This is a genomic window from Micromonospora sp. C81 (genome assembly GCF_018070425.1).
GTDB classification, from domain to species: Bacteria; Actinomycetota; Actinomycetes; order Mycobacteriales; family Micromonosporaceae; genus Micromonospora; species Micromonospora zamorensis.
This window is the reverse complement of record NZ_JAGPXS010000014.1, coordinates 37,494-57,031: the sequence shown is the minus strand read 5'-3', so window position 1 is coordinate 57,031 and position 19,538 is coordinate 37,494. Positions and strand designations below refer to the sequence as shown.

At 72.3% G+C, this 19,538-nt stretch carries 19 protein-coding genes; all 19 read right to left on the bottom strand.

Annotated features, from left to right (window positions below):
• Positions 1-17 precede the first annotated feature (17 nt).
• The 19 genes from KBX46_RS21955 to KBX46_RS21865 all read right to left on the bottom strand — a co-directional run bounded on the left by KBX46_RS21955 (position 18) and on the right by KBX46_RS21865 (position 19,498).
• On the bottom strand, positions 18-1,046 hold the full coding sequence (locus KBX46_RS21955) for a hypothetical protein (RefSeq protein ID WP_210793883.1): 1,029 nt from the start codon (positions 1,044-1,046) through the stop codon (positions 18-20).
• Between the two features lie 42 nt (positions 1,047-1,088).
• Positions 1,089-2,033: an RluA family pseudouridine synthase gene (locus tag KBX46_RS21950; RefSeq protein ID WP_088949365.1), complete on the bottom strand. Its 945-nt coding sequence runs from the start codon at positions 2,031-2,033 to the stop codon at positions 1,089-1,091.
• Positions 2,030-2,644, bottom strand: coding sequence for a signal peptidase II (gene lspA / locus KBX46_RS21945; protein WP_088949366.1), 615 nt, complete (start codon positions 2,642-2,644; stop codon positions 2,030-2,032). The genes KBX46_RS21950 and lspA overlap by 4 nt, the downstream gene beginning before the upstream one ends.
• Positions 2,645-2,708: 64 nt before the next feature.
• Entirely contained in the window at positions 2,709-3,128 is a 420-nt protein-coding gene (locus KBX46_RS21940; protein WP_088949367.1) for a TraR/DksA C4-type zinc finger protein, read from the bottom strand.
• Positions 3,129-3,356: 228 nt separating this feature from the next.
• Positions 3,357-4,856 (bottom strand): potassium/proton antiporter, encoded by a 1,500-nt coding sequence (locus KBX46_RS21935; RefSeq protein ID WP_088949368.1) that lies wholly within the window; start codon positions 4,854-4,856, stop codon positions 3,357-3,359.
• A gap of 22 nt (positions 4,857-4,878) precedes the next feature.
• A complete protein-coding gene (locus KBX46_RS21930) occupies positions 4,879-5,184 on the bottom strand; it encodes a DUF167 domain-containing protein (protein WP_210793882.1) in 306 nt (101 codons plus the stop codon).
• A gap of 10 nt (positions 5,185-5,194) precedes the next feature.
• Positions 5,195-5,908, bottom strand: a complete 714-nt coding sequence (locus tag KBX46_RS21925) for a hypothetical protein (RefSeq protein WP_210793881.1) — start codon at positions 5,906-5,908, stop codon at positions 5,195-5,197.
• Between the two features lie 80 nt (positions 5,909-5,988).
• The gene (locus KBX46_RS21920) at positions 5,989-6,801 is read right to left on the bottom strand and encodes a DivIVA domain-containing protein (RefSeq protein WP_088949371.1); all 813 of its coding nucleotides are present in this window, start codon (positions 6,799-6,801) and stop codon (positions 5,989-5,991) included.
• Between the two features lie 44 nt (positions 6,802-6,845).
• The gene (locus tag KBX46_RS21915; RefSeq protein WP_088949372.1) at positions 6,846-7,151 is read right to left on the bottom strand and encodes a YggT family protein; all 306 of its coding nucleotides are present in this window, start codon (positions 7,149-7,151) and stop codon (positions 6,846-6,848) included.
• A 30-nt stretch (positions 7,152-7,181) separates the two neighbouring features.
• Complete coding sequence (locus KBX46_RS21910; RefSeq protein ID WP_141910526.1) at positions 7,182-7,874, bottom strand: cell division protein SepF; 693 nt, start codon at positions 7,872-7,874, stop codon at positions 7,182-7,184.
• A gap of 190 nt (positions 7,875-8,064) precedes the next feature.
• Positions 8,065-8,808: a YggS family pyridoxal phosphate-dependent enzyme gene (locus KBX46_RS21905; RefSeq protein ID WP_210793880.1), complete on the bottom strand. Its 744-nt coding sequence runs from the start codon at positions 8,806-8,808 to the stop codon at positions 8,065-8,067.
• A gap of 9 nt (positions 8,809-8,817) precedes the next feature.
• On the bottom strand, positions 8,818-9,933 hold the full coding sequence (gene ftsZ / locus KBX46_RS21900) for a cell division protein FtsZ (protein ID WP_088949375.1): 1,116 nt from the start codon (positions 9,931-9,933) through the stop codon (positions 8,818-8,820).
• A gap of 246 nt (positions 9,934-10,179) precedes the next feature.
• Positions 10,180-10,998: a cell division protein FtsQ/DivIB gene (locus KBX46_RS21895; protein ID WP_210793879.1), complete on the bottom strand. Its 819-nt coding sequence runs from the start codon at positions 10,996-10,998 to the stop codon at positions 10,180-10,182.
• A complete protein-coding gene (gene murC / locus KBX46_RS21890; RefSeq protein WP_210793878.1) occupies positions 10,995-12,560 on the bottom strand; it encodes a UDP-N-acetylmuramate--L-alanine ligase in 1,566 nt (521 codons plus the stop codon). The genes KBX46_RS21895 and murC overlap by 4 nt, the downstream gene beginning before the upstream one ends.
• Entirely contained in the window at positions 12,557-13,663 is a 1,107-nt protein-coding gene (murG, locus tag KBX46_RS21885) for an undecaprenyldiphospho-muramoylpentapeptide beta-N-acetylglucosaminyltransferase (protein ID WP_099856017.1), read from the bottom strand. Before murG ends, murC begins: the two co-directional genes overlap by 4 nt.
• Entirely contained in the window at positions 13,663-15,093 is a 1,431-nt protein-coding gene (locus KBX46_RS21880; RefSeq protein ID WP_374223699.1) for an FtsW/RodA/SpoVE family cell cycle protein, read from the bottom strand. The genes murG and KBX46_RS21880 overlap by 1 nt, the downstream gene beginning before the upstream one ends.
• A gap of 327 nt (positions 15,094-15,420) precedes the next feature.
• Positions 15,421-16,545 (bottom strand): phospho-N-acetylmuramoyl-pentapeptide-transferase, encoded by a 1,125-nt coding sequence (mraY, locus tag KBX46_RS21875; RefSeq protein WP_088949380.1) that lies wholly within the window; start codon positions 16,543-16,545, stop codon positions 15,421-15,423.
• Complete coding sequence (murF, locus tag KBX46_RS21870; RefSeq protein WP_210793877.1) at positions 16,542-17,939, bottom strand: UDP-N-acetylmuramoyl-tripeptide--D-alanyl-D-alanine ligase; 1,398 nt, start codon at positions 17,937-17,939, stop codon at positions 16,542-16,544. The genes mraY and murF overlap by 4 nt, the downstream gene beginning before the upstream one ends.
• Positions 17,936-19,498, bottom strand: coding sequence for a UDP-N-acetylmuramoyl-L-alanyl-D-glutamate--2,6-diaminopimelate ligase (locus KBX46_RS21865; protein ID WP_210793876.1), 1,563 nt, complete (start codon positions 19,496-19,498; stop codon positions 17,936-17,938). Before KBX46_RS21865 ends, murF begins: the two co-directional genes overlap by 4 nt.
• Positions 19,499-19,538 lie beyond the last annotated feature (40 nt).

Sequence of the window (19,538 nt, the reverse complement as noted above, 5' to 3'; positions counted from 1 at the left end):
ACACCAGCCGACGCAGATCACGACGACGCGGGCGTCGGCGGCTCGGCACCGATGCCGTCCGGGGAGGTGGTGACGGTCGGCGGGGGTGGCTCGGTCGATGTGGCCGGCGACGGCGCGGGTGACGGAGTCGTGACGACCGGTGCGGGTTCCGACGATTCGCCCATCGACGCCATCGGTGCGGGCGCGGGTGGTGTCGACGGCGCGTCCCCGTCGGGTGTGGGCGCCGGACTCGCCCCTATGTCGACGGGCGGACGCACCACGTCGCGCTGCTCGGGCAGCGGAGGTGTGAAGACCGTGCGGTCCAGGCGGTACACCTCGGGAGCGGGGTCGACCGCGCGTACGTCCGGCCGGGCCGCCACACCGCGCAGCGCACCCGGCGTCGCTCGCACCACAGCGGCGTAGACGCAGGCGCAGCCGGTCCGGTACGCGGTCGCCTCGGCGGCGGCCACCTCGGCGCCGCTGGCGTAGCGCTCCCGCAACTCCCGCTCATCCGGCCCGTCACCGTCGACCGTGGCGGCCAGCGCCCGGTAGTCGGCGGCTTCGACGTCCTTGCGGGCCGCCACCTGATCCATCCCGGCCACGACGTCGTCCGGCACCCGCAGTGCGGGAATCTTGACGATCTCGGTCTGCCGCCCGGGTAGCGGCACCCGCCCGAAGACGGTGGAGACCCCCACGTCGCCGAGGACCGTCGCCAGACGCTGCGGCGGCAGGTACGCGGCAAGCGTGACCAGCGCGTAGGTCCCGCCCCCCGCGGACTGCGCCGACGCGGGCAGCGCGGCCAGGTCGGCGGCGGCGGACCGCAGGTAGCCGGGGACGGAATCGCCCTCGGTCACACCGACGCGGGTCACCTCACCCACCGTCCGGTCGCCGACCGGAGTGTCGTCGACGGCCCAGACCGCGGTGCCCAGGACCGCCGCCGCAGAGAGCACGGCGGCCCAGGTGAGCACCCCGGACCGCGCCGACCGCTCGCCGAGCCGGGTCACGGCCCGGGTCAGCGGCGGCAGCAGCCGTTGGTCCAGCTGCCGCAGCAGGTTGCCGGCGCGCACGGGCGGGATCCCCTCGTCGGAGCGGTGTCGGGCGGTCGCCGCTCAGTCACGCAGGATCTGAAGCGCACGGTCCAGGTCGTCAGGGTAGTCGCTGACGAACCGGACCTCGTCCCCCGTTCGGGGGTGCAGGAAGCTCAGTTCGCGGGCGTGCAGCCACTGTCGGGCCAGGCCGAGACGGGCCGAGAGGGTCGGGTCGGCACCATAGGTGAGGTCACCCACGCAGGGGTGCCGCAGGGTGGAGAAATGCACCCGGATCTGGTGGGTCCGGCCGGTCTCCAGTCGAACGTCGACCAGGCTGGCCGCCGGGAACGCCTCAATGGTGTCGTAGTGGGTGATGCTCGGCTTGCCGCCGGACACCACCGCCCAGCGGTAGTCGTGGGTGGGGTGACGGTCGATCGGCGCGTCCACGGTCCCGCGCAGCGGGTCCAGGTGACCCTGCACCACCGCGTGGTAGCCCTTGTCCACCTCGCGGTACTTGAAGGCCCGCTTCAACGCCGTGTACGCCTGCTCGCTCTTGGCGACCGCCATGATCCCGGTGGTGCCCACGTCGAGCCGGTGCACCACGCCCTGTCGCTCGGCGGCGCCGCTGGTGGAGATGCGGTGCCCGATCGCGGCGAGGGCGCCGATCACGGTCGGGCCGGTCCACCCGGGGCTGGGGTGCGCGGCCACGCCCACCGGCTTGTCGACCACCACGATGTCGTCGTCGGCGTAGACCACCCGCAGGCCGGGCACCGCCTGCGGCACCACTGTCGGCGGTGCGACCGGGGCCGGCAGCGTGACGTCCAGCCAGGAGCCGGCCTTGACCTTGTGCGAGTTGGGTCGGGCGGCGCCGTCGACGAGCGCGTCCCCGGCATCCACCAGGGCCGCGGCGGCGGTGCGGGAGAGCCCGAACAGGCGGGACACCGCCTGGTCAAGTCGCATGCCGTCGAGGCCGTCCGGCACCGGGAGGGAACGGTGGTCGCCGCCAGCGGCGAAGGCGGAGGTCATGCCCGCTCCTTCTGGTCGGCGCCCTGGGTGGCGTCCGTTTCGGCCGGGGCGTCGTCGCGTCCGGCCCGCCGGCCGTCCCGCTGACGGCCGGTCAGTTCCAACAGGACCGCCAGCAGCACACCGCAGACCAGCGAGCTGTCCGCCAGGTTGAACACCGGCCAGACCTGGCCGTACGGGTCGAAGAGGCTGATCATGTCGACCACGTGCCCGTGGAAGGGCGAGGGCGCCCGGAAGATCCGGTCGACGAGGTTGCCCAGCGCACCACCCAGCACCAGGCCCAGGGAGATCGCCCAGGGCAGCGAGCGGAGTCGCAGCGCCATCCAGACGATCCAGCCGACCACACCGATCGTGATCAGCGGGAAGATCCAGGTGTGGTCAGCGCCGATGCTCCAGGCCGCACCGCTGTTGCGGGTCAGGCTCAGGTAGACGAACCCGCCGAGCAGCCGGACCGGCTCCCGGTCGGTCAGCGCGGCCAGCGCGAGGTGCTTCGTGACCAGGTCGGCCAGCAGGGCCACGAGGGCGACTCCGGCAAGGATCGCGACGGCCCGGGGCCGGCGTGTGCCGCCTCCTGGGTCGGTGCGGCCGGGCTCGGCGGACGGTACTGCGGTCATGCGCTCCCCATCGACAGTCTCGGCGGTGATCGCTCACCGTCTCATCGCCGCCGGGGAACGGACCTCAGCGCCGCTCCTCCAGCTGCTTGCACGTCACACACTGGGTGGCCGACGGGAAGGCGGCGAGGCGCTCGACCGGGATCGGGTTGCCGCACCGCTCGCACCAGCCGTAACCACCCTCGTCGAGGCGCTCCAGAGCGCGCTCGACCTGCGTGATCCGTTCCAGAATGCTGTTGGCGAGAGAGATCTCCTGCTCCCGCTCGAGCGTCTTGGTGCCCGTGTCGGCCTGGTCGTCCCCGGCCGAGTCGGTCAGCCGGTCGCGCTGCAGCTCGGTGATCTCACTCAGCGTCTGATCGTACTCGGCGCGAAGCTCGTCCCGCCGCGCCGCCAGCGCCGCCCGGATCTTCTCGGTCTCCGCCGTGCTCCGGGTGGGCTTCGTCACCGGCTTGCGCCCGGCGGTCCTGGTGTCGGCTGGCTTCGCCATGGGTCGCTCCCTCGGCCGGGGAGCCGCGTGGTCCGCGGCATCCTGGTTCGGGGGGCGCCGACCAAGGCGTCCCCTAATGTACGAAAAGGGGCGCACGGCAATGATGGCCGCGCACTCCGGAGGTTGGCAAGAATACGGAACGTACAGGCGTCCGACAACGTGCCGCACCGTCGCTCCGCTAAACAGCCCCTAGCCCTGCCTAACTGGGGCAAAGGGAACGCTAGCAGATCAATCGACTGCCTCATCCCCGTACTCACCAAACCACCGGGCCAGGCGACCCCGCCGGCTGACCGCCCGCAGCCGGCGCTCCGCGGCGTCCCGCACCCCCGCGGTCGCCACGATCAACAAGCTGTCGCCGGTCTTCAGGCGGGTGTCCGGTGCGGGCACGAAACCCACCCCGTCGCGCAGCACCAGCGTGACCGATGCGCCCAACGGGAGCCGCAGCTCGTCGACGTGCACACCGGCCAGCCGCGAGCCCGGCGGCACCTCCAACTGGAGCAGGTCCGCCCGCATCCGCTCCAGCGGCGCCGTCTCCACATGGATCTCGGCCGCCTCGGCCGGCGCTGTCACCCGCAACCACCGCGCGAACGGCCCGAGCGCCCCGGCCTGCACCAGCGTGAAGATCACCACCAGCACGAAGACCACGTCGAAGAGACGCTCCGCACCGGGCACCCGCTCGGAGAGCGGAATGGTGGCCAGCACGATCGGCACCGCCCCGCGCAGCCCCGCCCAGGACAGGAACGCCTGTTCGCGGAGGCTGACACGGAACGGCAGCGCCGAGACGGCCACCGACAACGGCCGGGCCAGCAGCACCAGGGCCAGTCCCGCGACCACCGCGGGCAGCACCGCCGCGTCCAGCCGACCCGGCGAGGCCAGCAACCCGAGCAGCACGAACAGCCCGATCTGGGCGAGCCACGCGAGCCCGTCCGCGAAACCGAGGATCGCCTGCCGGTGTGACAACCGGGCGTTGCCCAGCAGCACCCCGGCCACGTAGACGGCGAGGAACCCCGAGGCGTGCAGCACCGCCCCGGCGGCGTACGCCAGCACGGTGATGCCCACCGCGGCGATCGGGTAGAGCCCGGCCGAGGGCAACGCGGCCCGGCGCAGCGCCCAGGTGCCGGCGACGCCGGCGCCCACACCCACCGCCGCACCCACACCCAGCTCGTAACAGACCAGCCCGACCTCGTACCACCACGGGTGCGCCCAGCCCTCGTGGGACAGCAGCACCACCAGCAGCACCACCGGGGCGTCGTTCATGCCCGACTCGGCCTCCAGCGTCGCCACCAGCCGGGGCGGCAGCCGCAGCCGACGCAGGGTGGCGAAGACAGCCGCCGCGTCGGTGGACGAGAGCACCGCGCCATAGAGCAGCGCCAACCGCCAGTCCAACCCCAACAGCAGGTGTACGGCGACACCGACCACCACGATGCTGACGATCACGCCGACCGTCGAGAGCGCGGAGGCCAGCCCGAGCACCGGACGCAGGGTGGTCCACCGGGCGGTGAGGCCGCCCTCCGCGATGATCACGATGAGGGCGCAGAAGCCGAGGGCCCGGGTCAGCTCGACGTCCTCGAAGCCGATGCCCAGCCCGCCCTCGCCGATCGCCACGCCCAGCGCCAGGTAGACGAGGAGGCTGGGCACGCCGAGCCGGGTGGAGAGCCGCACCGCGCCGACGGCGACCAGCAGCACGGCCGCACCGAGCAGCAGCGCGATGTCCAATCCGGGCGTCACAGCAGCCTGGCCTGGGCGTTCCTCACTCGGCGGATCCGTCGCGCAGTCGGCGCAGCAGCTCGGACAGCTCCGGGCCGGGCCGATCGACGAGGAAGAGTTTGTCGCGGCTGGCCGCGCCGACCCGCAGTGACACCGCGGCCGGCCGGAGGCCCAGGGCGGCGGCCAACGCCTTGCGGGCCGCCTCGGTCGCCCGACCGTCGACGGCCGGGTCGTGCACCGCGATCACGAGGGCGGGCCCGTGTGGACCATCGAAGCGGCCTCCCACCCGTGTACGGGAGGCGCCCGGCTTCACCCGTACCGCCACGGTGAGCGTCTCCTGCGCGGGCACCGGCGCCGCTTCAGATCGGCCGGGCGTCGGCGAGCAGGGCGGTGGCTGGCGCACAGTGCGCGCAGGGCGTGAAACCGAGCTCGACGGCCTCGGCGACCGGCAGCACCTCGGGCGCCCGACCAACGAGGTGCGGGCAGCTGGCGAGGTGGTAGCGAGGGTGACCGTCGACCACCTGGACGGCATCGGGAAGTCGCGCCACCCGGGCCGCCTCGGCGGGAGTGACCGGCTGCTCGGCCGGCTCGTCGGCCGCCGGGGCACCGTCGAGGAAGGCGTCATCGGTGGACGCCGCGAACGGCGACGCCGGGCTGACGGGCCGGGCGGGAGCGGACGCGTCGTCGGCCGGGGTCACGAACGGCGAGCCCGGATCGAACGGCGGCACATGGTCGGCCGGCGGCTCGGGTGGTTGCCGCCACCCGGTGCCGCCGGTACCAACCGTCGTGGGCACGTGCTGGACCGGCACCTCCGGCTCGACCAGCGGCGGCCCGTACGCGACACCCGTGGCCTGGCGGGCCGTGCGGGGTGCGTCGGGGGGTCGCCGGCCGGGCCGGCCGGGATCCGCCATGGCGCGGTTGGCGGCTGCCTGGCGGGCGCCCACCACCAACGCCACGGCGGCCAGCAGACTGGCCGCGATGGAGATGATCAACATGAAGCTGGAGCCACTGGCCAGACCGAGCACCAGTAGGACCACCGCGACGAGGATGAGCAGAAGACTTGCGACTATCACGGCTCACCCCCGCCGCGTCGTACCGTCCAGGCTGGGCCGGCGATCGTCACCATTGGCGGGAAACGATCGCCGGCCGGTGCTCAGCGTCCGGCTTCGAGGGCGCCGGAGCGCCCGCCGCCGCCGTACGAACCGGCGAGGCCCGCAGCGGCCAGCCCGTTGCCGCCGGCAACCCGGCCTGCTTCGGAGCGGGTCATCTCGGCTTCGAGGCCCTGGCCGCGACCGTCGAGGTCACGCAGCTGGCTCTCCAGGTAGGCCTTGAGCCGGGTGCGGTACTCGCGCTCGAACTGCTTGAGCTCCTCGATGTGCTTCTGCAGCGCCGTGCGCTTGGCGTCCAGGCCGCCCATGGCCTCCTGGTGCCGCTGGCGGGCGTCCCGCTCAAGGGCGTCAGCCTTCGCGCGCGCCTCCCGGGTCACCTCCTCGGCCTTGCCACGGGCCTCGGACAGCAGCTGGTCGGCCTCGCGACGAGCGTCGGACACGTGGTCGTCGGCGGTGCGCTGGGCCATCATCAGCACGCGCAGGGCCTGCTGCTCACCGTCACCGGTGACGCCGCCGCCGGCCGGGCCGCCGGTCGCGCGGACCTGCTCGAGCTCGGCCTGCATCGCGCGGGCGGCCTGCTCGGCCGCCGACTTGTCGCGCTGCACCCGGTCCAGTTGGGCCTTGACGTCGTTGAGCTCCGCCGCCAGTCGGGCGTCGCCGCCGGGGCCGGCGGGGGCACCGCCACGGCCGCCGCGCTCCACCTGGGCACGCAGCTCGTTGTTTTCCTCGATGAGACGGGCGAGCTCGCGCTCGACCTCGTCAAGGAAGGCGTCGACCTCCTCCTCGTCATACCCCCGTTTGCCGATCGGCGGCTTTTTGAAGGCGACGTTGTGGACGTCGGCCGGGGTCAGCGGCATCGAAACTCCTCGGGTCAGTTGCGGCCGCGAAAGCGCGTCGGTCATCAGGCAGATGCCCTGATCGACGGCCCTAACACGAACTCCATCAGCACGAACAGGATAACCAGGAGCACAAGGGAGGCCAGGTCGATGCTCACGGTACCAATTCGCAGCGGAGGGATCACACGCCTCAACGCGTTGAGAGGGGGATCAGTGACGCTCCACACGGATTCCAATCCTGCCGATGCTCCACGCCCCGGTTGCCAGCGACGGCCGTACTGCAGGACGGCGCTCAACACGAACCGGGACAAGAGGAGGAGCAGGAAGACATAAAGGACCAGGTACAACACTTGCAGTAAGATCGACAACACGGTCAGCGACGTCCCTCGGGTCGGGCGGGGTCAACTCAGACTGAAAAAACCGCCCTCAGCGATCTTGGCCTTGTCCTCAGCGGTGACCTGGACATTAGCCGGTGAGAGCAGGAACACCCGATTGGTCACGCGCTCGATCGTACCGCGCAGGCCGAACGCCAGACCGGCGGCGAAGTCCACCAGACGGCGGGCATCGGCCTCATCCATCTCGGTGAGATTGATGATCACCGGAACCCCGTCGCGGAAGTGCTCCCCGATCGTGCGCGCCTCGCGGTAGGTGGTGGGGTGCAGCGTGGTGATCTGATAGCGCTGCTCCTCCTCGGGCAACGCCCGCTCACGCGACGCGACCTGCGGCGCGAGCGCCAGATTGTCGCGGGTGTGGTAGGTCAGCGCGCCGGAGGTCTCACCAGCCGACGACCGGGTGATCGACCGTACGCTGGCCCGCTCGACCCGCTCCGGACGCTCGTTGTCACCACGCTCGGACTCGCTCAACCGCCCGCTCGCCCGCTCGGAGAGTCGACCCCGCTCACTGACCCGCGGCCGGGGAGCCGGTGGCTCCTCGGTGTCGTCCTCGTCCTCGTCGGCGAACTCCTCGGCGTACCGGCTCTGCCGGTAACGCGAGTCGCGGTAGCCACCCTTGTCGTAGCCACCGTCGTCGTAGGCCCGCTCGTCGTCTTCTTCGACCAGACCGAGCCAGACCCCCGCCTTGCGCAGTGCACCCATCCCGCGCCCTTCCGTCCGCCGTGCGGCACGCGCCCCCGTGCCATGTCGCCCGTCGCGAATGGACAACAATGCCCATCGGACCGGGGCGGCAATCCCCTGGCGCGCGATTCGCGTCGCGCGCCACGACCCCCGACTAGGGGACGCCACCCCTGAAACAACACTGATGTAATTTGCATGTCTCGCGGTCAGGCTACCGCAGCGTGGGACGCATTCCGAGCAACGCGCTGCCGACGCGGACATGTGTCGCGCCGTATCGGATCGCGATGTCGAAATCTCCGCTCATTCCCGCGGACAGCTCGGTCGCTCCCGGATGGACCGTCCGAAACACGCCGGCAACCTCCGCGAGTTGAGCGAAGGCCCGGTCCGGCTCCCAACCCAGCGGAGCCACCGCCATGAGACCGACCAGACGCAGCCCGGGCGCGTCGGCCACCGCCTCGGCCACTGGTTCCAGCCCGGCACCCGGGTCGGCCGAACCAGGCAGTGCGCCACCCCGGGCCGCGTCGCCGTCGATGCTCACCTGGACCATGACGTCCAGCGGCACCTCCCGGTCGGCGGCGGCGTTGGCCAACGCCCGGGCCAGCCGGACACTGTCGACGGACTGCACCACGTCGGCGTACCGGACCACCGAGCGAGCCTTGTTGCGCTGGAGTTGGCCGATGAAGTGCCAGCGGGGGCGCACCCCGGCCGCGGCCACCTCGGCGGCCTTACCCGCTGCCTCCTGGTCGCGGTTCTCCCCCATGTCGGTGACCCCGAGCCCGGCCAGCGCCAACACGTCGCTGGCCGGGTAGGTCTTCGTCACCGCGATCATCGTGACGTCGGCGCGGTCCCGGCCGGCCTGCACGCAGGCGTCGGCGATCCGGGACCTGACCTGAGCCAGACCGGCCGCGATCTCGGCGTGCCGGTCCGGCCCCACCGTGGCTGAGCTGTCGGTCATCGGCGGTGCTCAGGACCCGTTCTTGAGGAAATCGGGAACGTCCACGTCGTCGAAGAGCACTCGGCGCGGCGACTGGGCCGGAGCCGGGTTGGTCGCCGGTGCCGGCACCGGGGTGCTCTGCGCCGCCGGCTGGTTGGTGTTGGTCTTACGGGTCGGCTCGGCCGCCTTGTACGCGGGTGTGCCGCCGTCGAAGCCCGCCGCGATGACCGTCACCCGCACCTCGTCACCGAGCGCGTCGTCGATGACCGCGCCGAAGATGATGTTGGCGTCCGGGTGGGCGGCGTCGGTGACCAGCTGGGCCGCGTCGTTGATCTCGAACAGGCCCAGGTCGGAACCGCCAGCGATGGAGAGCAGCACGCCGCGCGCGCCGTCCATGCTCTGCTCCAGCAGCGGGCTGGAGATGGCCGCCTCGGCCGCCTCGACGGCGCGGTTCTCACCGCGGGCGCTGCCGATGCCCATCAACGCGCTGCCGGCGCCGCTCATCACGCTCTTGACGTCGGCGAAGTCCAGGTTGATCAGACCCGGGGTCGTGATCAGGTCGGTGATGCCCTGCACACCGGAGAGCAGCACCTGGTCGGCCGTGCGGAAGGCATCCATCATGCTGATGTTGCGGTCACCCAGGGCCAGCAGCCGGTCGTTCGGGATCACGATCAGCGTGTCGCACTGGTTGCGGAGTTCGTCTATTCCGGTTTCGGCCTGCACCTGACGGCGCTTGCCCTCGAAGGAGAACGGCCGGGTCACCACGCCGATGGTCAGCGCACCGAGCTTGCGGGCGATGTTGGCCACCACGGGCGCGCCACCGGTGCCGGTGCCGCCGCCCTCACCGCAGGTCACGAAGACCATGTCGGCGCCCTTGAGCACCTCCTCGATCTCGTCGCGGTGGTCCTCGGCGGCGTTCTTGCCGACGTCCGGGTTGGCCCCGGCCCCCAGGCCACGGGTCAGCTCCCGGCCGACGTCGAGCTTGACGTCGGCGTCACTCATCAGCAGCGCCTGGGCATCGGTGTTGATCGCGATGAACTCGACGCCCTTGAGCCCAACCTCGATCATCCGGTTGACGGCGTTGACGCCGCCTCCCCCGATGCCGACGACCTTGATGACCGCCAGGTAGTTGTGCGGAGGTGTCATCTCCGGTCCTTTCCTTCGAGATTGGCTTCGGCCGACCGGGTACGGCGTGGCCAGACCAGCGGCCGACGACAGCTGTCACCAGCGAGAGTCAGGAGTGAACCCTCACCCTCTACTAGAGGCTTACAGTTATGTCAACCACTGAACCTCTTCGGGGCAACGTAAGCGCCACCACGCGATGAGCCAAGGACCCGCCCGGCGTGTCGCCGGCCGGAGCGCGACAGGTCACGCCTTGACGCGCTCGCCGGGTCAGCGGAAGGTCACCACGTCCGGGGCACTCACGTCGATCCGATCGGTGTCCTCGTCGAGCAGCGCGGTGGCCACCCGGGCCTTGTCCGCGCCCCGGGTCGCGTCGCCCCAGACCACCGTCCGGTCTCCGCGCAGCCGCAGGGTGATCCGGGCCAACCCCTCCACGCTCACGTCCACCACCTCTGCGCGCAACTCCGGGGTCAGGGCGACGAGCACCTCCAGCCCGGCCCGCGTGCCCGGGTCGTCGGCGGCCGGTCGGGCCACCGTCACCTGCGGCATCCCGGCGGGGCGTTGGTCCACCGTCCGGAACGCCACCCCACTGCGGTCGATCAGGGCGTACGCCTCCCCCTGCGGCACCGCCGCCACCGGAGTCCGCTCGGTCACCCGCACCACCAGCGTGCCGGGCCAGTCGCGGGACACCGTGGCCCGCTCCACCGGCGCCAGCGTGCCGACCCGGCGGGCGGCGGCCGCCAGGTCCACCCGGGCCAGCGGCACCCCGTCCGGTACGGCGACCGCGTCGTGCACCTGCACCGGGGTGACCAGGTCGGCCCCCTCCACGCGCACCTCCCGCACACCGAACAGCCCGGTGCCCAGCACCGTCCAGGCGACCAGCCCGGCCAGCGCGAGCACCCCGGCGGCCACCGCCCAGGGCAGCGCCGCGCGCATGCGACGCTGCCGGGCACGGGCCATGAACCGGCGGGTCGAGGGCGGTACCGCGTCGCGGCTCGCCCGGACCAGCTGCCAACGCCGCGCCGGACCGCGACGCGGGGCGCCGCCGTCGGCGGCGCGGGTCCGCCCTCGGGCCGGGCCGGGACTCATCCGGCCGTGGGCGCCGTGCCGCCGGGCGCGACGGCGCCACCGAGGGCCGCTCCGTCGCCCCCGGCCGTGGCGCCACCCGGCACCGGATCACCGATCACCGGGGCGGTGGCCACCGGGTCGACGGTCGCGGTCGGCGCGGAGCCGTTCGCACGCGCCCCCAGGGCGGCGAGCAGCTCGTCACCCATCAGGGAGATCGGCGGGGCGCCCATGGTCACCACGACGTCCCCCGGGCGGGCCCTGCGGGCCACCTCGACCGGCGCCGCCTCCCACGAGTCGACAAAGACCTTGCGGTCGGCGGGCAGCCCCACCGCCGCGATCAGCGCCGCCGAGCCCTCGCCGGGCTGGCGCAGCTCGCCCGGCCCGAAGACCTCCAACAGCACCACCTCGTCGGCGATGGCCAGCGCCTCGGCGATCTCCGCCTGGTTGTCGCGGGTGCGGTACAGCCGGTACGGCTGGAAGACGACGATCAACCGCCCGTCGCCGGCCACCTCGCGCAGCGTCTGCATGGCGAGGGTCATCGAGGTCGGGTGGTAGGCGTACTCGTCGTAGACCAGCACGCCGTCCGCGACGCCCTTGCGCTCGAAGCGCCGCCGCACTCCGGGGAAGACCGCCAGCGCGGCCTCGGCCGCCTCCAGCGGCAGTTTCAGCAGGTACGCGGCCAGCACCGCGGAGGCGCTGTTCAGCCCCATGTGCCGCCCCGGCACCGGCAACCGGAACTCGCCGAGTGACCGGCCGTCGATCGCGGCCAGATAGCGCACACCACGCGCCGAGGAGACGATCTCGGTCAGCCGCAGGTCGGCGTCGGCCGCCTCGCCGTAGGTGAACACCTGCCGGCCCTCGGCGCGCAGGCTCTCGGCCAGCCGCCGACCGCCCGGGTCGTCGGCGCAGGTGATGATGAACCCGTCCGGGTCGGTGAGGCGGGCGAACTCCACGAACGCCGCCTCCAGCGTCGCGTAGTCGCCGTAGGTGTTGAGGTGGTCCGCCTCGACGTTCGTGATGATCGAGACGTACGGGCGGTAGATGAGGAACGAGCGGTCGCTCTCGTCCGCCTCGACCACGAAGTGCTCGCCGGTGCCGTGGTGGGCGCCCGAGCCGACCTCGGAGATCTCGCCGCCGATCACGAAGGACGGGTCCACACCGGCCTGCTGGAGCACCATCGTCACCATCGAGGTGGTGGTGGTCTTGCCGTGCGTGCCGGCGACCGCCACCGCCCGGCGGCCGGTCATCGCCGCGGCGAGGGCCTCCGACCGGTGCAGCACCCGCAGCCCGCGCCGACGCGCCTCGACCAGCTCCAGGTGGTCCTGAGGAATGGCCGACGAGTAGACGACAGTGTCCACGCCGTCAAGGTTGGTCGCCTCGTGGCTGAGGTAGATGGTGCCGCCGAGCGCCCGCAGGCCCGCCAGCGACGGCCACTCACGCAGGTCGCTGCCGGAGACCCGGATGCCACGGGTGAGCAGCAGCCGGGCCACGCCGAGCATGCCCACCCCGCCCACCCCGATCAGGTGGACGGCGCCCAGGTCCTCCGCGGTGAGCGTGCCGGCCGGGGTGAACTGCGCGGTCATCGAGCCACCGCCTGGATGACGAAGGAGCGCAGGGCCTCGTCGCCGTCGCGTCGGCCGTACGCCCCTGCCGCCGCGCCCATCGCGTACAACCGCTGCGGGTCGCGGATCAGGGGGATGACGGTGCGCTCCAGCCAGGCCGGGGTGAGTTCCGCGTCGTCGACCAGGAGCCCGCCGCCGGCCTCCACCACGGGCAGCGCGTTGCGCCGCTGCTCCTGGTTGCTGTGCGGGTACGGCACGTAGATCGTCGGCAGCCCGATCGCGGCAACCTCGGCGACGGTCATCGCCCCGCCCCGGGCCAGCATCAGGTCGGCGGCGGCGTAGCCCAGCTCCATCTCGGACAGGTACGGCAGCGTCACGTACGGCACCGGCAGGTCGGTGGGGATCGGCACCGGCTCGTTGCGGGCGCCCATCACGTGCAGCACCTGCACGCCGTTGCGGGCCAGCTCCTTGGCCGCCCCGGAGACCGCCAGGTTGATCGACCGGGCGCCGGACGAGCCGCCGGAGACGAAGAGCACCGGCAGGTCCGGGCGGAGCCCGAAGTGGGCGCGGGCGGCGTCGCGAAGCGCGTACCGGTCCAGTGCGGCGATGGTGCGGCGCAGCGGCACCCCGACCACTGTGGCGTCGCGCAGCGACTCGGCCTGGCTCGGCTGGTGCGGGAAGCCGACGGCGACGTTCTTGGTGAACTTCATGCCCAGCTTGTTGGCCACACCCGGTGGCACGTTCACCTCGTGGATCACCATGGGCATCTCGCGACGCCAGGCGGCCAGGTAGGCCGGCACCGAGACGTACCCACCGAAGCCGACGACCACGTCGGCCTGTACCTCGTCGATCACCTTGCCCGCGGCGCGCGCCGCGGTCCACATCCGGCCCGGGGTACGGACCAGGTTCATGTTGACCGACCGGGGCAGTTGGTATGCCGGGATCTGCCGCAGGTCGTAGCCCTGCGGCGGGATCAGGTCGTTCTCCATGCCGCGTGGTGTGCCGAGGCAGGTGATCCGGACGCCCGGGTCGTGTCGGCGCAGGCAGTCGGCGAAGGCGAGCAGCGGGTAGACGTGCCCCCCGGTGCCACCTCCCGCGAGCACCACCGAACGCAGCGGACCCATCAGCGTCTCCTTTCGCTCGCCGTACCCCCGCGGTTGCGGTCCTGGCGGACCCCGCGCGGCGCGGCCTGGTCGTCATGGCGCCGCTCGCGGGACCGGGGTATGGACCCTCGGCCAGCGGGCGGCGTCGCCGGTCGGCGACGCCGGCCGGGAAGCGGCGGCAACGGGGCCCAGAGTAGTCGGACCCACCGGGCCGGCGGACGGGCATGCAGTGCTCGGGCCGCATCGGGTTCGGCGCGGGCGAAGGACGCCAGCATGCCGATGCCCGCCAACGTCACCACCAGGGCACTTCCGCCGTCGGAGATGAACGGCAGCGGCAGACCGGTGATCGGCAGCAGCCCGACCACCCCACCGATGTTGATCACGGCCTGGCTGACCAGCCAGGTGGTCACGGCGGTGGCGGCGAGCCGGCGGAACGGGTCGTCGACCCGGCGGGCGATTCGGAACCCGGTGTACGCGAGGACCGCGAACAGGCTCAGCACCACGACGCACCCGATCACGCCCAACTCCTCGGCGATGATCGCGAAGATGAAGTCGTTGTGCGCCTCGGGCAGCCAGTCCCACTTCAGGCTGCCCTTACCCAGCCCGACACCGAACCAGCCGCCGTGCTCGATGGCCAGCCGACCCTGGTAGAACTGGAGACAGCCGTCGAGCTTGCAGGTCTCCGGGTCCGGCGGGTTGAAGAACATGGCCAGCCGGGCGAAGCGGTAGTTGTCCTCGCCCCGCTCGCCGGAGCCGGCGCCCAGCGATGCCACCGCGACGAGCAGGCCCACGCCGAGCAGGCCGACCACGGTCAGCGCGCCGAAGACCCGCATGCGGACGCCGGCGGCCCAGAGCAGACCCACCACCAGGGCCAGCAGGCAGAGCATCGTGCCCGTGTCGTTGTAGCCGACCAGGACGAAGAGCAGGCCCATCACCGGGAAGAGCGGGGTGGCCAGCTCGCGCCACCAGCCCAGCGCGGCGCCCTTGCGGGCGATCAGGTGCGCACCCCACAACACCAGCGCGAACTTGGCCAGCTCGGAGGGCTGCACCTGGATCCCGCCGACGAAGAGCCAGTTCAGTCGCGCCTCGATCGGCCCGAACCCGGCCGACTTCTGCTTGGTGAGCCGGGCGTAGGCGACCAGCAGGTTGAGCACCAGCAGCAGCCCGATCGAGGTGAACAGCAGCGGTCGGCCCAGCGAGCGGTACGTGCTGGCGGGCAGCCGCTGGCAGACCCAGAACGCCCCGATGCCGATCACCGCGAAGATCGCTTGCTTGGTCACCGAGGCCGAGGCGTTGCCGTCCTCGGCGTAGTCCTTCACGCTGGTCGCCGAGAAGACCATGGTCAGCCCGATCAGCAGCAGCAGGCCGGCGCTGGACAGCAGCAGGTAGTAGGAGGCCAGCGGTCGCGCCAGCAGACCGCGCAGCGCGGCGAGCCCACCGGCCCCGTCCAACCCGCGCAGTGGCACGGGTGGTGGCGGGTCCGCTGCCCGCGGTGCCGCACCCGGTTCCGGGCCGCGCGCGTCGTCGGGCGGCGCGCCCGCCGCAGCGGTACGCGTCGCGCCCGGTGACCGTCGCGGCCGACCGGCTGTCCTGTCGTCGGTGCCTGAGTCCTCCCCCACCCCGACATCATCACCGCTGGACGCGCCGGGCACGCCCACAACGACGCACCGGGCGTGTCGAACTCCCGCGCCGGCCTTGAAAGCACCAACCGCCCGGACGGAACCCGCGCGGGGCGGGCCGTCCGGGCGGCCTGGGAGTGCGGGGATCGCGAGGGCCGATCAGGTCATGTTGGCGAGGAACTCGCTGTAGAACAGGCCCAGGGCGATGGCCACGCCGATGCCCGCGATGATCCAGAAGCGCACCACGATGTTGACCTCACTCCAGCCGGCCAACTCGAAGTGGTGCTGCAGGGGCGACATCCGGAACACCCGTTTACCGGTGGTCTTGAAGGAGATGATCTGGATCACCACGGACATCGTGATGATCACGAAGAGCCCACCGATGATCGGCAGCAGCAGAATGGTGCGGGTGGACATCGCCATGCCGGCGATCAGACCGCCCAGCCCCAGCGCCCCGGTGTCGCCCATGAAGATCCGTGCCGGGGACGTGTTCCACCAGAGGAAGCCCACACAGGCCCCGGCTGCCGCCCCGGCTATCAGCGCGATCTCCAACGGGTCGCGGACCTCGTAGCAGTACGGCTGGGTGTAGTTCGGGTCCGCGCACCAGTGCCGGTACTGCCAGAACGCGATCAACGCGTACGCGGCGAGCACCATCACCGAGGCGCCGGTGGCCAGACCGTCGAGGCCGTCGGTGAGGTTGACGCCGTTCGTCGCGCCCATCACCACGAAGATGAAGATGATCACCGCGCCGACCTTGCTGACCTCCAGGGCATCGATGTCCCGGATGAAGCTCAGCGTGGTGCTGCCCACCGTCTCGGTGTTGGTCGCCAGGCCCGATCCGTCGGTCATCGTGCTCGGGAACCACAGCGCGATCACCCCGAAGACCGCGCCGACCAGGATCTGGCCGAGCAGCTTGCCGCGCTTGTTCAGCCCGGCGCTGTTGCGCTTGCGCACCTTGAGGAAGTCGTCGAGGAAACCCACAGCACCGGAGAAGACCATCAGCCCCAGCAGCACCAACGCCGTGATGGTCGGCTCCACCTGGGCGATCTGCTGGTCCGGCAGGCTGGTCAGGGCCAGGTGCCCGGCCACGTACGCGATCACCGTGGCCAGGATGAAGACCACGCCGCCCATCGTGGGCGTGCCCTTCTTGCCCTGGTGCATGGCCGGGCCGTCGGACCGGATCGGCTGACCGGCCTTGAGCCGGGTGAACAACTTGATCGCGATCGGGGTGCCGAACAGCGAGACGAGGAAGGCGACCCCGACGGCGACGATGACGGCCCTCATCGGGTCGGCTCCCCACCGGCGTCGGCGCGCAGGGCGTCGGCCACCTCCCAGGTCCGGTACCGGGAACCCTTGACCAGGACGACATCACCCGGTCGTAGCTCGCTCCGCAGCACCTCGACGGCCGCCGCCTGATCGGTGAGCAGCACCGACTCTCCTCCCCAGTTCGCTACCGCTGTCGCGCCTTCGTGGATCGGCGCTGCCGGCTCACCCACCACGAGCAGCCGGTCGACGCCCAGCTCGGCCACGAGTTGGCCGACCTCGGCGTGGCCGTCGCGCTCGAACGGGCCCAGCTCGGCCATGTAACCGAGCACCGCGACGGTACGCCGCCCCTGGCCGATACTGGCCAGCGCCCGTACCGCCACCGCCATCGAGGCCGGGTTGGCGTTGTACGAGTCGTCGATGACGGTCACCCCGTCGGGGCGGTCGAAGACGTCCATCCGACGGGTCGAGACCAGCCCCAGCTCGCCGAGGGCCGTGGCCAGCTCGGCCAGCGGCATGCCCAGCTCCCGGGCGACCGCCGCCGCGGCGAGCGTGTTGCCGACCTGGTGACGGCCGGTCAGCCCGAGCCGCACCGACGCGCGGCCCTCCGGGGTGACCAACGTGTACGACGGGTGCCCCCGCTCGTCCAGCGTGACGTCCTCGGCGCGCACGTCGGCGTCCGGCGCCTCGCCGTAGCGGACCACCCGGGCCCCGGTGCGACCCGCCATCGCGTCCACCCGCGGGTCGTCGGCGTTCAGCACCGCCAGCCCGTCCGCCGGCAGAGCCTCGACCAGCTCTCCCTTGGCCTGGGCGATGGCGTCCTGCGAGCCGAACTCGCCGATGTGCGACGTGCCGACGTTGAGCACCACGGAGATCCGGGGCGGCACCAGCTCACACAGGTACCGCACGTGCCCGATCCCCCGCGCGCCCTTCTCCATCACCAGGTAGCGGGTGTCCGGCCCGGCCTGCAACGCGGTGTACGGGTGACCCAGCTCGTTGTTGAACGAACCGGGCGGCGCCACGGTGGCCCCGAGCCGGGCGGTGAGCTGACCGATCAGGTCCTTCGTGGTGGTCTTGCCGGACGAGCCGGTCACCCCGATCACGGTCAGCTCCGGCAGCCGGTCCACCGCGGCACGGGCCAGCCGGCCCATCGCGGTCAGGGCGTCGTCCACCAGCACCATCGGCACCCCGGGCACCGCACGGCTGCCGAGCACCGCCACCGCGCCGGCCTGGATCGCCGTCGCCGCGTAGTCGTGCCCGTCGACCTTCTCACCGGGGAAGGCCACGAAGAGCGAACCGGGCCCCACCTTGCGGGAGTCGAACTCCACCGAACCGGTCACTGTGGCGGCGGGATCGGCGGCCTCCAGCCGGCCGTCGACCGCCGCGGCCACCTCGGCCAGGCTCAGCGCGATCACCGCTGGACCGCCAGATCCCCGAAGCGGGCCCGCAGCGCCTCGGCCAGCTCGATGCTGTCGTCGAACGGAAACACCTCGCCCGCCACCTCCTGGCCGCGCTCGTGCCCCTTGCCGAGCAGCGCGATCACGTCGCCCGGCTCGGACAGCCGAACCGCCTCGTCGATCGCGGCGCGGCGGCCGGCCACCTCGATGATCCGGGCGGCCGTTCCAGCCCGGTACGCGCCCGCGAGCACCTCGGCGCGGATCTCCGCCGGGTCCTCGGTACGCGGGTTGTCGTCGGTCACCAGCACCAGGTCGGCTCCCTCCGCCGCAGCCGCGCCCATCACCGGCCGCTTGCCCCGGTCCCGGTCACCACCGGCGCCGATCACACAGATCAGCCGTCCGGCGCTCAACTCGCGCAGCGCGGCCAGCGCCGCAACGATCGCGTCCGACTTGTGCGCGTAGTCGACAACGCCGCGCACCGGCGCGGCGACGTCAACCAGCTCCAGCCGGCCCGGCACACCACCGCAGGCGGCCACCCCGGCCGCAGCGGTCGTCGGGTCCACCCCGGCACCGACCAGCGCGGCGATGGCCAGCAGCGCGTTCGCCACGTTGTGCCGGCCAGGCAGTGCCACCCCGGCGTCCAGGACCACGCCGTCCGGGCCGTGCGCGGTGAACCGCTGCGCGTACCCCTCGCCGCCCACGCCGTCGGCCCACCAGCTCGCGCCCTGGTCGCCGGCCGCCGAGTAGGTGACGGTGGCCGGCTTGTACAGCGGCTTCAGGGCCGGGTCGTCGTGGTTGAGCACCTCGACCGCGCACCGCCCGTCGAAGAGCTGGGCCTTGGCGGCGAAATAGTCGTCGCTGTCGGCGTGGAAGTCCAGGTGGTCGGAGCCGAAGTTGGTGTAGCCGCCGACGGCGAACCGGACGCCGCCCACCCGGCCCATGGCCAGTGCGTGGCTGGAGACCTCCATGACCACCGAGGTGACCCCCCGCTCGCGCGCGGTGGCCAGCATGGCGTGCAGGTCGGTCGCCTCCGGAGTGGTGCGCACACTGTCGATCACCAGGTCACCGAGCCGCGTCTCGACCGTGCCGATCAACCCGGTGGTGTGGCCGGCCGCCCGCAGCCCCGACTCGATCAGGTACGCGGTGGAGGTCTTCCCGGCGGTGCCGGTCACCCCGATCACGGTGAGACCGGCGGTCGGGTCGCCGTACACGGCCGAGGCCAGCTCGCCGAGCACGGCGCGCGGGTCGGGCACCACCAGGACGGGCAACCCGCTGCCCGCGGCCAGCTCCGCACCCGCCGGGTCGGTCAGCAGTGCCACGGCACCCGCCTCGGCGGCGCCGGCGGCGAACTCCGCGCCGTGCCGGCGAGCGCCGGGCAACGCCGCGTACAGGTCGCCGGGATGGACCTCCTGGCTGGCGTGGGTGGCCCCGGTGACGACCACCTCGGCGGCGTCCGCCGGAAGGTCGACGGCGAGTCGGACGGCGAGATCGCCGAGCCGGACTCCGGTCACGGTACGTGGACGTGGATTGCCGGGCACGGCGTCAGACCCTACCCCGTCGTCCGGTTCCGGCCGCACAGCCGCCCCGGTGGTTCGTCGGCACTCACCGATGATGTCC

Bases quoted from the DNA above. Each gene is read 5' to 3' on its own strand.
- KBX46_RS21910 (WP_141910526.1), bottom strand. From the start codon at position 7,874: ATGGGTGCACTGCGCAAGGCGGGGGTCTGGCTCGGTCTGGTCGAAGAA.
- KBX46_RS21920 (WP_088949371.1), bottom strand. From the start codon at position 6,801: ATGCCGCTGACCCCGGCCGACGTCCACAACGTCGCCTTCAAAAAGCCG.
- KBX46_RS21950 (WP_088949365.1), bottom strand. From the start codon at position 2,033: ATGACCTCCGCCTTCGCCGCTGGCGGCGACCACCGTTCCCTCCCGGTG.
- lspA (WP_088949366.1), bottom strand. From the start codon at position 2,644: ATGACCGCAGTACCGTCCGCCGAGCCCGGCCGCACCGACCCAGGAGGC.
- KBX46_RS21905 (WP_210793880.1), bottom strand. From the start codon at position 8,808: ATGACCGACAGCTCAGCCACGGTGGGGCCGGACCGGCACGCCGAGATC.
- murG (WP_099856017.1), bottom strand. From the start codon at position 13,663: ATGGGTCCGCTGCGTTCGGTGGTGCTCGCGGGAGGTGGCACCGGGGGG.
- KBX46_RS21940 (WP_088949367.1), bottom strand. From the start codon at position 3,128: ATGGCGAAGCCAGCCGACACCAGGACCGCCGGGCGCAAGCCGGTGACG.
- mraY (WP_088949380.1), bottom strand. From the start codon at position 16,545: ATGAGGGCCGTCATCGTCGCCGTCGGGGTCGCCTTCCTCGTCTCGCTG.
- ftsZ (WP_088949375.1), bottom strand. From the start codon at position 9,933: ATGACACCTCCGCACAACTACCTGGCGGTCATCAAGGTCGTCGGCATC.
- KBX46_RS21895 (WP_210793879.1), bottom strand. From the start codon at position 10,998: ATGAGTCCCGGCCCGGCCCGAGGGCGGACCCGCGCCGCCGACGGCGGC.
- murC (WP_210793878.1), bottom strand. From the start codon at position 12,560: ATGACCGCGCAGTTCACCCCGGCCGGCACGCTCACCGCGGAGGACCTG.